This is a genomic window from Microbispora rosea (assembly GCF_044460045.1).
GTDB lineage: Bacteria > Actinomycetota > Actinomycetes > Streptosporangiales > Streptosporangiaceae > Microbispora > Microbispora rosea.
Genome location: NZ_JBITJO010000003.1, coordinates 47,896 through 60,176, shown reverse-complemented (window position 1 = coordinate 60,176; position 12,281 = coordinate 47,896). Strand labels below are relative to the sequence as shown.

Annotated in this window: 10 protein-coding genes; 7 read left to right on the top strand and 3 right to left on the bottom strand. The window is 71.8% G+C overall.

The features are described from left to right. The first annotated feature begins 205 nt into the window (after positions 1-205). From tkt to pgl, 6 genes are all read left to right on the top strand, one after another. Positions 206-2,347, top strand: a complete 2,142-nt coding sequence (gene tkt / locus ACIBK1_RS12730; RefSeq protein WP_051761545.1) for a transketolase — start codon at positions 206-208, stop codon at positions 2,345-2,347. Between the two features lie 10 nt (positions 2,348-2,357). Further along, complete coding sequence (gene tal, locus ACIBK1_RS12725) at positions 2,358-3,461, top strand: transaldolase (protein ID WP_030507309.1); 1,104 nt, start codon at positions 2,358-2,360, stop codon at positions 3,459-3,461. Positions 3,462-3,466: 5 nt separating this feature from the next. Further along, positions 3,467-5,092, top strand: a complete 1,626-nt coding sequence (locus ACIBK1_RS12720; RefSeq protein ID WP_030507310.1) for a glucose-6-phosphate isomerase — start codon at positions 3,467-3,469, stop codon at positions 5,090-5,092. A 46-nt stretch (positions 5,093-5,138) separates the two neighbouring features. Continuing rightward, positions 5,139-6,812 (top strand): glucose-6-phosphate dehydrogenase, encoded by a 1,674-nt coding sequence (zwf, locus tag ACIBK1_RS12715; protein WP_081903430.1) that lies wholly within the window; start codon positions 5,139-5,141, stop codon positions 6,810-6,812. Between the two features lie 61 nt (positions 6,813-6,873). Further along, a complete protein-coding gene (locus ACIBK1_RS12710; RefSeq protein ID WP_036405849.1) occupies positions 6,874-7,797 on the top strand; it encodes a glucose-6-phosphate dehydrogenase assembly protein OpcA in 924 nt (307 codons plus the stop codon). Continuing rightward, a complete protein-coding gene (gene pgl / locus ACIBK1_RS12705; protein WP_030507313.1) occupies positions 7,794-8,573 on the top strand; it encodes a 6-phosphogluconolactonase in 780 nt (259 codons plus the stop codon). Before ACIBK1_RS12710 ends, pgl begins: the two co-directional genes overlap by 4 nt. Before the next feature lie 168 nt (positions 8,574-8,741). Here the strand turns inward: pgl and ACIBK1_RS12700 are convergent, their stop codons facing one another. Both ACIBK1_RS12700 and ACIBK1_RS12695 read right to left on the bottom strand, forming a co-directional pair. Next, on the bottom strand, positions 8,742-9,686 hold the full coding sequence (locus ACIBK1_RS12700; protein WP_051761546.1) for a hypothetical protein: 945 nt from the start codon (positions 9,684-9,686) through the stop codon (positions 8,742-8,744). 54 nt (positions 9,687-9,740) lie between these two features. After that, the gene (locus ACIBK1_RS12695; RefSeq protein WP_030507315.1) at positions 9,741-10,367 is read right to left on the bottom strand and encodes a LysE family translocator; all 627 of its coding nucleotides are present in this window, start codon (positions 10,365-10,367) and stop codon (positions 9,741-9,743) included. A gap of 108 nt (positions 10,368-10,475) precedes the next feature. On the opposite strand from ACIBK1_RS12695, the gene ACIBK1_RS12690 reads away from it, so the two are divergent. Continuing rightward, positions 10,476-10,937 (top strand): Lrp/AsnC family transcriptional regulator, encoded by a 462-nt coding sequence (locus ACIBK1_RS12690; RefSeq protein WP_030507316.1) that lies wholly within the window; start codon positions 10,476-10,478, stop codon positions 10,935-10,937. A gap of 78 nt (positions 10,938-11,015) precedes the next feature. Here ACIBK1_RS12690 and ACIBK1_RS12685 read toward each other — a convergent pair whose 3' ends face one another. Beyond that, positions 11,016-12,092, bottom strand: a complete 1,077-nt coding sequence (locus tag ACIBK1_RS12685; RefSeq protein ID WP_030507317.1) for a GNAT family N-acetyltransferase — start codon at positions 12,090-12,092, stop codon at positions 11,016-11,018. Positions 12,093-12,281: the final 189 nt, after the last annotated feature.

Here is a 12,281-nt window from a genome sequence, read left to right as displayed (position 1 = left end):
CAACACGTGCGGGGTCAACGCGTAACCTCTGATTAGGGCGGATCTCCGGGCAGCCTGTCTCCGGGCGGCAGCCGGCACTTGCGAAATCACTGTAGTCGCCACCGCAGGTGGTCCCCGAACCGGGGCCGAAGCCGCTGGTGCCGCTACCGAGGTGGCTACCAAACGGTATTACGGGGAACCCGTTAGGGTCCCCTGTGGGCGGGAAATGCCAGAACCGGCGCGAAAAATAGAGGGGATCGAGCAGTTGAGCAGCGCAAGCCTTGAGTGGAGTGATCTTGACCGGCAGGCGGTCGACGTCGTGCGAGCCCTGGCGATGGACGCCGTGGAGAAGGCGGGCTCGGGTCACCCCGGCACCGCGATGAGCCTCGCCCCCGCTGCCTACCTTCTTTTCCAGCGGGTCCTGCGTCATGACCCTTCGGATCCCAAGTGGACGGGACGAGACAGGTTCGTCCTTTCCTGCGGGCATTCGAGCCTGACGCTTTACATTCAGCTCTACCTGTCCGGCTACGGCCTGACCCTGGACGATCTCAAGGCGCTCCGGCAGTGGGGCAGCCTCACCCCGGGCCACCCCGAGTACGGGCACACGGCCGGCGTGGAGACCACGACGGGTCCGCTCGGCCAGGGCGTCGGCAACGCGGTCGGCATGGCCATGGCGGCCCGCCGCGAGCGCGGCCTGTTCGACCCGGACGCCGCGCCCGGCACCTCGCCGTTCGACCACATGATCTGGTGCTTCGCCTCCGAGGGCGACCTCGAGGAGGGCATCAGCCACGAGGTCAGCGCGCTCGCGGGTCACCAGAAGCTCGGCAACCTGGCCGTGGTCTTCGACTCCAACCACATCTCCATCGAGGACGACACCCAGATCGCCCTGTCGGAGGACATCGTCAAGCGCTACGAGGCGTACGGCTGGCACGTCCTGGAGGTCGACTGGACCACCACCGGGGACTACAAGGAGGACGTCCAGGCGCTGTACGCCGCGCTTGAGGCGGCCCGCGCCGAGACCGACCGGCCGACTTTCATCAAGCTCCGCACGATCATCGGCTGGCCGGCGCCGAACAAGCAGAACACCGGCAAGATCCACGGCTCGGCCCTGGGTGCCGACGAGGTCGCCGCGACAAAGCGCGTCCTCGGCATGGACCCCGAAAAGAGCTTCGCGGTCCCCTCCGAGGTGCTCGACCACGCGCGGGAGGTCGTCGAGCGCGGCCGGGCCCTGCGCGCGGAGTGGGACAAGGGCTACCAGAGCTGGCGCGAGGCCAACCCCGAGCGGGCGGAGCTGTTCGACCGGATCTCCAAGCGCAAGCTGCCGGAGGGCTGGGACAAGGCGCTGCCGTCGTACGAGATCGGCTCGCAGGTCGCCACCCGCAAGGCGTCCGGCGAGGTGCTGAGCGCGCTCGCGCCGGTGCTGCCGGAGCTGTGGGGTGGCTCGGCCGACCTCGCGGAGTCCAACAACACCACGATGAAGGGCGAGCCGTCCTTCATCCCGGACGAGTACCAGACCAAGGAGTTCCCCGGGAACCGGTACGGCCGGACGCTGCACTTCGGCATCCGCGAGCACGGCATGGGCGCGATCCTGAACGGCATCGCGCTGCACAACGGCACCCGCCCCTACGGCGGCACGTTCCTGGTGTTCAGCGACTACATGCGGCCGTCGGTGCGGCTCGCCGCGCTGATGAAGCTGCCGGTGACCTACGTCTGGACGCACGACTCGATCGGCCTCGGCGAGGACGGCCCGACGCACCAGCCGATCGAGCACCTGTGGGCGCTGCGCGCGATCCCCGGCCTGGACGTCGTCCGTCCGGCCGACGCCAACGAGACGGCGGCCGCGTGGAAGGCCGTCCTCGAGCACGACGACCGCCCGGCGGGCCTCGCCCTGACCCGGCAGAACGTCCCCACCCTGGAGGGCGCGGGCGACCCGGACGCCGTCGCGCGGGGCGGTTACGTCCTGCAGGACGCGTCCAACGGCCAGCCCGAGGTCGTGATCATCGGCACCGGCAGCGAGGTCCAGCTCGCCGTCGAGGCCCGCACGATCCTGGAGTCGCAGGGCATTCCGACCCGCGTGGTCTCGATGCCGTGCGTGGAGTGGTTCCGCGAGCAGGACGCCGCCTACAAGCAGACCGTGCTGCCCCCCGCCGTCAAGGCCCGGGTCGCGGTCGAGGCGGGAATCACGATGGGCTGGCGCGAGTTCGTGGGAGATGCGGGCGAGGTCCTGGGTCTCGAGCACTTCGGCGCCTCCGCCCCGTACAAGACGATCTACGAGCAGTTCGGCCTCACCGCCGACCGCGTCGTCGCCGCCGCCAAGGCCAGCCTGGCCAAGACGGGCGCCGACAAGGGCGAGACGACCGGAAACTGAGGGACGAAGGATGAATGAGAATCTGAAGCGGCTGACGGACGCCGGAGTCTCGATCTGGCTCGACGACATCAGCCGGGAGCGGCTGCGCACCGGCAACCTCGCCGCCCTGATCCGCGACAAGAACGTGACAGGAGTCACCTCCAACCCCACGATCTTCGCCTCCGCGCTGAGCAAGGGCGACGCCTACGACGCGCAGCTGCGCGACCTGGCCACCCGCGGCGTGACGGTCGAGGAGGCCGTGCGGGCGATCACCACGTTCGACATCCGCTGGGCGGCCGACGTGCTGCGTCCGGTCTTCGACGCCACCCGCGGCGTCGACGGGCGCGTGTCGATCGAGGTGGACCCGCGCCTGGCCCGCAGGACCGAGGCGACGATCGCCGAGGCCCGCGCGCTGTGGTGGCTGGTCGACCGGCCCAACGTGCACATCAAGATCCCGGCGACCGTCGAGGGCCTGCCGGCGATCACCCAGGCCATCTCCGAGGGCATCAGCGTCAACGTCACGCTGATCTTCTCGCTGGAGCGGTACCGCCAGGTGATGGACGCCTGGCTGAGCGGGCTGGAGAAGGCGAAGGCCAACGGCCTCAACCTGGCCACGATCGAGTCGGTCGCGTCGTTCTTCGTCAGCCGCGTCGACACCGAGATCGACAAGCGCCTCGACAAGATCGGCACGCCGGAGGCCGCCGAGCTGAAGGGCAAGGCCGGCGTGGCCAACGCCCGCCTGGCGTTCGCCGCGTACGAGGAGGTCATGAACTCGCCGCGCTGGCAGGCGCTGCGCGCGGCCGGCGCGCACCCGCAGCGCCCGCTGTGGGCCTCCACCGGCGTGAAGAACCCCGACTACCCCGACACCCTGTACGTGGAGCAGCTGGTCACGGCCGGGATCGTCAACACCATGCCGGAGAAGACCCTGGACTCCTCGGCCGACCACGGCCGGATCTCGGGCGACACGATCCGCCCCTTCTACCAGCAGGCGTGGGACGTCATGGCCTCGCTCAAGCAGGCCGGCATCGACTACGACGACGTCGTCCGCGCGCTGGAGGAGGAGGGCGTCGAGAAGTTCGAGACGTCCTGGAACGAGCTTCTCGAAACCGTCGACGGCGAGCTGCGGAAGGCCTGAGCTTCATGACAATCGAGGTGACCCTCGGCGACGAGGCGGACGCCGTCCAGGCGGTCAAGGACAAGCTCGTGGCCGAGGGGGTGCCCGCGGCCCTCGCCGCGGGCGACCCCGCCCTGTGGGGTCCGCAGGCGCAGTCCGAGGCCGCGATCCGGCTGGGCTGGCTCGGCCTGCACCGCGCCAGCCGGGAGCTGCTGCCGGAGATCGCCACGCTGGTGGAGCGGGCTCGCGCCGCGGGCCTCGACCACGTGGTGCTCGCCGGCATGGGCGGCTCCTCCCTGGCCCCCGAGGTGATCTGCGCCACCGAGGACGTGCCGCTGACCGTCCTCGACACGACCGACCCGCACCAGGTGCGGCGCGCGCTCGCCGACCGGCTCGACCGCACGATCGTGGTGGTGGCGAGCAAGAGCGGCGGCACGATCGAGACCGACAGCCACCGGCGCGTCTACGAGCAGGCGTTCCGCGACGCGGGGATCGACCCGGCCGAGCGGATCGTGGTCGTCACCGACCCCGGCTCGCCGCTGGAGCAGACGGCGATCGAGGCCGGATATCCGGTCGTGCTCGCCGACCCGAACGTGGGCGGCCGCTACAGCGCGCTCACCGCGTTCGGCCTGGTGCCGAGCGCCCTGGCGGGCGCCGACGTGGCCAAGCTGCTCGACGACGCCTCCGCCGTGGCGCCGCTGCTCGCGCAGGACGAGGGCAACCCGGGCCTGGAGCTCGGCGCGCTGCTCGGCGCGCGGGCGCTGCACGGGCGCGACAAGCTGATCCTGCGCGACTCGCCGTCCGACATCACCGGCCTGCCCGACTGGATCGAGCAGCTCATCGCCGAGTCGACCGGCAAGGAGGGCAAGGGCATCCTGCCCGTCGTCGGCGCCGAGGCCGCCGAGGCGGACGACCAGTTCCTCGTCACGATCGGGTCCGACAGCGGCACGACCGTCGACGGCCCGCTGGGCGCGCAGTTCCTCGTCTGGGAGTACGCCACGGCGGTCGCCGGCCGGGTGCTCGGGATCAACCCGTTCGACCAGCCGAACGTCGCCGAGTCGAAGGAGAACACCACCCGGATCCTGCAGGAGGCCGGGGACGGCCCGCTGCCGACCGGCACCCCGATGCTCACCGACGGCCCGGTCGAGGTGTACGGCGACCTGCCGGGCGACCTGAAGAACCTGGCCGACGTCCTCACCTGGCTGCTGCGCGCGATCCCCGAGCGCGGCTACCTGGCGATCATGGCGTACCTCGACCGCGAGGCCGCGTTCGACGCGGCGGTCGTCGGCGAGGCGTCCTTCGAGGAGATGACCGACACCTGGGCGAGCGCCGACGTCGCGACGCTGCGCGCGCTGCTCGACTACCGCACCGACCACGCGGTCACGTTCGGCTGGGGCCCGCGCTTCCTGCACTCCACCGGCCAGTACCACAAGGGCGGTCCGGCCTCGGGCGTGTTCCTGCAGATCACCGGGGCGGTGACCGACGACGTCGAGGTTCCCGGCAAGCCCTACACTCTGGGCAGGCTGCAGCTCGCGCAGGCGCTGGGCGACCTGGGAGCCCTGACGTCCCGCGGCAGGCCGGCCGTGCGCCTGCACCTCACCGATCGCGTCGCCGGGGTCAGGCACCTGCTCTCCGTGGCGGAGGAGCTCTGACCATGCGATGCGTTACTGGCGAAGGGCCCGTCCGCAAGGAGGACACATGACGGAGCAACAGGAGCCGCAGGCCCCCGCCGACGACGCCCGGCAGGCGGGAGACGAGCTGCCGCAGCAGGTCGTGGAGGATCTGACGGCCGCCGAGCGAGCGGTCCTGGCCGCCGCTCAGGCCGCCACGACCGCGACCACCGAGCTGACCGTGGCCGCCAACCCTCTGCGCGACCCGCGCGACCGGCGCCTGCCTCGCGTCGCCGGGCCGTGCGTGCTCGTGCTGTTCGGCGTCACCGGCGACCTCGCCAAGCGCAAGCTGCTGCCGGCGATCTACGACCTGGGGAACCGGGGGCTGCTGCCCCCGGGCTTCTCCCTGGTCGGTTTCGCCCGCCGCGACTGGGCGCACGAGGACTTCGCCCAGGTCACGTACGAGGCGGTCAAGGAGCACGCGCGGACGCCGTTCCGCGAGGAGGTCTGGAAGCAGCTCAGCGAGGGCATCCACTTCTGCCCGGGCGAGTTCGGCGACGACGGCGCCTTCGACGTGCTCGCCATGATGCTGAAGGAGATCGACGAGACCCGGGGCACGGGCGGCAACTACGCCTTCTACCTCTCGGTCCCGCCGAAGTTCTTCCCGCTCGTGATCGAGCAGCTCAAGCGGACGAACCTGGCCAAGGCCCCCGATGGCTCCTGGCGCAGGGTCGTCATCGAGAAGCCGTTCGGGCACGACCTGAAGAGCGCCCAGGAGCTCAACGCGATCACCAGCGCGGTGTTCCCCGAGAGCTCGGTCTTCCGGATCGACCACTACCTCGGCAAGGAGACCGTCCAGAACATCCTGGCGCTCCGCTTCGCCAACACGCTGTACGAGCCGATCTGGAACCGCGGCTACGTCGACCACGTGCAGATCACGATGGCCGAGGACATCGGCATCGGCGGCCGGGCCGGCTACTACGACGGCATCGGCGCGGCCCGTGACGTGATCCAGAACCACCTGCTCCAGCTCCTCGCGCTGGTCGCGATGGAGGACCCCACGTCCTTCGACGCCGACGCGCTGCGCCGGGAGAAGGAGAAGGTGCTGCGGGCCGTCAAGCTGCCCGCCGACCTGGCCACCGGCACCGCCCGCGGTCAGTACGTCCGGGGCTGGCAGGGCGGCGAGCCCGTCGTCGGCTACCTGGAGGAGCAGGGCATCTCCTCCGACTCCGCCACGGAGACGTACGCCGCGGTGAAGCTGGAGGTGGCCAACCGCCGGTGGGCCGGGGTGCCGTTCTACCTGCGTACGGGCAAGCGGCTCAGCCGCCGCATGACCGAGGTGGCCGTCGTCTTCCAGCGGGCGCCGCACCTGCCGTTCAGCAAGGACGACACCGAGATCCTCGGGCACAACGCGCTGGTCATCCGTGTCCAGCCGGACGAGGGCATCACGGTGCGCTTCGGCTCCAAGGTGCCGGGCACGGCCATGGAGGTCAGGGACGTCAACATGGACTTCGCCTACGGCGAGTCGTTCATGGAGTCCTCCCCCGAGGCGTACGAGCGGCTGCTGCTCGACGTGCTCATCGGCGATCCGCCGCTGTTCCCGCACCAGCGGGAGGTGGAGCTGTCGTGGAACATCCTCGACCCGATCGAGGAGTTCTGGGCCTCCCAGGGCCAGCCCGAGGGGTACGCGTCCGGCTCCTGGGGTCCCGCCTCGGCCGACGCCATGCTGGCCAGGGACGGACGCGCCTGGAGGCGGCTGTGAGCGTGGCTGAGAGCGCGCCCGTCAGCGCGGCGCGTCTGGGGTGGAGCGAGCGGAGAGCGGTGTGACGACCTTCAACCTGACCGAGACGACCGCGTCGAAGATCTCCTCGACGCTCACCCGCCTGCGGCACCAGATGGGCGCGCCCGCCGTCGGCATGGTGCTGACCCTCGTGGTGGTGGTGGACGAGGCGGGGCAGTACGACGCCCTGCGCGCGGCCACCGACGCGGCGCGCGAGCACCCCTCGCGCATCCTGATGGTGATCAACCGCGACCCGGCCGAGCCCAACCGGCTGGACGCGGAGATCCGCGTGGGCGAGTCGGCCCCGGGCGAGGTCGTGCTGCTGCGCCTGTACGGCGAGCTGACCCAGCACGCCGACTCGGTGATCACGCCGCTGCTGCTCACCGACACGCCGGTGGTGGTGTGGTGGCCGGGCGAGTGCCCGGAGATTCCCGCCAAGCACCCGGTCGGGCATCTGGGCAGCCGCCGGATCTTGGACGCCAGGTCGGCCGCGGACGCGGTCGCCGCGATCTCCTCGCGGGCCGGCACCTACGTCCCCGGCGACACCGACCTGGCCTGGACCCGGCTCACGCCGTGGCGCAGCCTGCTGGCCGCCGCCTTCGACCAGCCCATGGGGAAGATCACCGGGGGTGTGGTGGAGGCCGCGCCGGGCAACCCCAGCGCGCCGCTGCTGGCCGCCTGGCTGTGCGACCGGCTGGAGGCGCCGATCGAGATCGCCGAATCCGGCGGTCCCGGCCTGACGGGCGTGCGGCTGTCGATCGAGGGCGGCGGCGAGCTGACGGTGAGCAGGACCGACGCCAGGCTCGCCACGCTGTCGCGGCCCGGCAACCCCGACCGGCGGGTCGCCCTGGCCCGCAGGCCGACCTCGGAGTTGCTGGCCGAGGAGCTGCGCAGGCTCGACCCCGACGACATCTACGCCGCCTCGATCCGCCGCCTGGCGGAGATGAAGGGGCGGGGACGGTCGTGACCGGCGTTCCCACCGTCATCGTCCACCGCGACGCCGAGCTGCTGGCCCAGGCCGTGGCCGCCCGCCTCATCACACGGCTGGTGGACACGCAGGCGGCCCGCGGTTCCGCGCACCTGGTGCTGACCGGCGGCACCGTGGGCATCGCGACGCTGGCCGCCCTCGCGGGGACGGCGGCGCACGACGCCATCGACTGGCGGGCGCTCGACATCTGGTGGGGCGACGAGCGGTTCCTGCCGGCCGGTCATCCCGAGCGCAACGAGACCGGGGCGCGGCAGGCCCTGCTCGACCACGTCGACGTGGACCCGGCCCGGGTGCACCCGATGCCCGGCCCCGACTCGGGGATGACCGCCGAGGAGGCCGCCGACGCCTACGCGGTGGAGCTGGCCAAGGCGGCCAGGCCGGAGGACCACGGGCCGGTGCCCTCGTTCGACGTGCTGCTGCTCGGCATGGGGCCCGACGGCCACGTGGCCTCGCTGTTCCCCGGCCAGCCGGCCGTCTACGAGGAGGAGCGGCCGGTCGTGTCCGTGCACGGCTCCCCCAAGCCGCCGCCGACCCGGGTGTCGCTGACGTTCCCCGCCCTGCGCGCCGCCAGGGAGGTCTGGGTCGTCGCTGCGGGCGAGGAGAAGGCGCAGGCGGTCAGGATGGCGCTGTCCGACGCCGGACCGTTCCAGGTGCCGGCCGCGGGCGCGCGCGGGCGGCAGGGCACGCTGTTCCTGCTCGACCGCGCCGCCGCGCACAAGATCCCGCCGTCGCTGGGGCGGATCGCCTCCCCCTGACGGAAGATCACGACGGAACGGCCGGGCCGGGGCACACGCCCCGCCCGGCCGTTCCGGTATGAGAGGTCACCACGGTGAGGCAGCGTCGCCCCTTGTGGACGTTCACTGCGCCGGCCGGAAGCTCCGGTCCTCGCGAAGCCCGCTCCGCTCCTCCCCGCCGGGCCTTCACTACTGGGGGCCTGAGCGGGCCTCGTCGAGGGCGGCGCGGGCCTGGTCGGCGCGCAGTCGGGCGGACCGGGCGGCGCGTTCGGCGTTCGTCTCCTCGCGGCGGGCGACCTCAAGCCGGTGTCCGGCCGCGTTCAGCTTGTCCCTGGCCTTGGCCAGCTTGGCCGTCAGCGCCTCGACCTTTGCCGTGCGCCGCTCGTGCTCGCGTTCGGCCTCCGTCCACTCGGCCTCCCAGTCGGCGCGGCCCCGCTGCGCCTCCTGCGCGGCCCGCTCGGCCTCGGCGAGGGCGTTCTGCAGTTCCGCGATGCGCCGTTCGCGCTCCGCCTTACGGGCCTTCTCGCGTTCCTCCTCGGCGGCCCGGCGTTCGGGCTCGCGCCCGGCCTCGGACGGCGCCGCGACGGTCTTCCCGCCGCCCTTCGCCGCACGCGGCTTGGGCTCGGCCTTCGCGGTCCGGGCGGGGGCGGGCCGTACGACGGGGGCGGGGGTGAAGCCGCTGTAACTGAGGGGGCGGGTCAGGCGGCCCCGGCGCACCTGCTCGGCCGCGTCCTCGTCCACCACGGCGGCGTCGAGGGTCTGCTCGATCTCCAGGTCGGCGGACGGGGACAACGGATGCCCTGCCGCCTCGGCGGCCTCCCGTACGGCCCGGATGAGGCGGGAGATGAGCGGGGTGCGTCCGCGGCCCGCCTCGGCCAGCGCGTCGGCGTCCTGGGCCTGCCACGCCTCCCGCAGCCGCCGGCCCAGATCGAGCAGCGGATCCAGTTCCCCTTCACGCCGGGACGACTGGTTGATCGCCCAGGCGACCACGGTGGGCTTGCGCAGCGCCTTGATCCGCTTGGCCAGCGCGCCGTCACCGCCGGCTTTCGCCTCCTTGGCGAGCGCGTCGCGGGCCGCGGTGAACTCCTCGGGTATCACGCCGTAGAGCCGGTCGGCCGCCTCGTCGAAGTCCACAGACCACCTGTACCTGAATTCCCCGCCACGCTCCACCGCCACCGGCGATGTCTTTCAACCGCCGATCCTCTCCACAACCAGGAGAACGCCGACGATGACCATTCCGGCGCCGGACAGCCGTCCCACGGCCCGTGCCGTCGCGGGCCGGGAAATCAGAATCGTCCGTGTCACCGAGCCGAGGGCGAAATAGAACACGGCGCAGGTGACCATGAACACCAGGCCCAGGACACCCATCTGGACGGGCATCGGCCAGTCTCGGTCAGGGCTGGTGAACTGCGGGAGCAGGGCGACGAATATGAGCAGGCCCTTGGGGTTGAGTCCGCTGACTCCGGCGCCCCGCGCGAGCGTCGCCCAGCCCGTCTTCGCCCGTGCCCGCGACTCCACAGGCGTGACGACGGGCCCGGAAGGCGAGGCGGCCGCCCGTGCGCCCTGCCACACCAGGTAGCCGCCGCCGAGGACGGTCAGCGCCGTGAGCGCCGCGGGATTCTCCGCGACCAGGGCGCCGACGCCGGCCGCGACGACGACGGTCATGCCCGCGTAGCCGAGCACGAGGCCGGCCACGGCCGGGGCGACGGATTCGCCGCGCAGTCCCGCGCCGAGAGTGAACGCCCAGTCCGCTCCCGGCACGACGATGAGCAGCAGGGCGACGCCGAAGAAAGCGGCGATGGAGCCGACGGGCATGGGATCTCTCCTCGGAGAACGAATTCTGCGAGGAAACTACCTGCGAACAGCCGGGAAATGGTGCCGACTTCTTGCACGTACCGGCACCGGAATAGAAGGATCCACCTCGTGGACGCCATCGACCGGAAAATCCTTGCCGTGCTGCAGGAAGACGGCCGCCTCACTGTCACCGAACTCGCCGCACGCGTCGGGCTGAGCGTGTCGCCCTGCCACCGCAGACTTCGCGAACTGGAGCGCGCCAAGATCATCCGCGGCTACCGGGCGATCGTCGACCCCGAAGCCGTCGGGCTGCCCTTCCAGGCTCTCGTCTTCGTGACGATGCGGCAGGAAGACCGCGACACCCTCCTGGGCTTCGAGAAGGCCGTCGCCGAGATCCCCGAGGTCGTCCAGGCGCAACGCCTGTTCGGCGACCCCGACTACCTTCTCCGCGTCCTCACCGCCGACCTCGCCGCCTATCAACGCCTGGAAGACGACCACCTCGCCACGCTTCCCGGCATCCAGCGGCTGACATCCACCCTCGTCATGAAACAGGTCGTCGGCAGCCGCCCGGTGCTCGGTCCCGGACGGTGAGCGAGGGCCGGCCACGGCGACCCGTCCTGGTCCGATGCCCTGAGCTACACCGGACCAGGAGGATCACCCGTGATGACGTCAGCTCGGGGATGCCGTCGCCATCACGCCCACGGCGATCCGCCCCTCCATCACACCGGGGTCCTCGGTGTGGGAGAGCGTCGCGCCGAGGGAGCTCAAGAGCCTGCGCATGCGCGTGTTGTCGTACAGGAGGGTCGCCCGCACCTCGGCGAAGCCGAGGTCCCTGGCCTGGGCGAGGAGCATGCGGGCCAGCCGGCCGCCGAGCCCCCGGCCCTGCCAGCGGTCCTCCACGAGGAAGGCGATCTCCGCGATGCCCGGGTCCGCGGTGAACATCAACGACGCGAGCGCGACGACCTGGCCGTCGTGCCCCGCGACGAGCGAGTGGCCGCGGGCCCGGTCGCACAACCGGTCGAACATGCGCGGCGGCAGGGTGGGGTTGGCGGTGAAGTAGCGGAACCTGCGGGTCTCGGGTGAACAGCGCTCGTGCAGGTCGCGCAGCGCCTCGCGATAGAGCGAGGTGAGCGGCTTGACCTGCACCTCAGCGCCGTCGGCGAGCCGCACCGGCCCCTCGGCCGCGGACGGCTCCGCCGGCGGCTGTGCCAGCCTCACCATCGCGGCGGCGCGGGCCGCCTCGGTCAGGGTGAACGGGAGCCCGGAGCGGCGCAGCCGGATCGACCGCCGCGGCGCCACGGGAACCACGAGCAGGGTCGGGTCGGGCAGTTCCAGAGCCTCCCCCTCGGTTCGGTCGCCGTCCTCGCTACGCGACTGTGCTGCGCTCGCGCCGTACACCCAGCGGGCGTCGTCGGCGCGCAGCAGTTCGCCCAGGATCTCCGGCAGGCGCCAGGGGGCCGAGCGCAGCCGGGCGGCGAGCAGCAGCGTACGCGTCGGCTCGTCGGTCAGTTCGTGGGCGGTGGCGGGCACGATCCGCACCCGCCGCCCGCCCGCGGCCTCCAGCGCCTCGCGTACGGCCTCGGGGGAGGCGGGGATGTCCGTGACGAACTCGTCGACCGTGCCGTCTGTGTCGGGCTGCACCGACAGGCCCAGGATGTTGCCGCCCTTGTCGGCCAGGGCGGTCGCCAGCGACGCCAGCCGCCCGGGCCGCTCGTCCACGGTCGTACGGATCCGGAAGAATCCCATCGCTACCCGCTCCCCTCCGTTGCGCTGGTCTTCAGCGTGCCGGAGCGCTGTTACACGCCTGCTACACGGCGGTGAGCCGATCGTTTCCTGTCGATGCGCCACGTTACGACTACGGTTATCCGCATGTGTTCCGCTGAATCTCCACGGCATCCGTCGCCGAATGGCGAGGCAAGCACGGATATAGCAGGA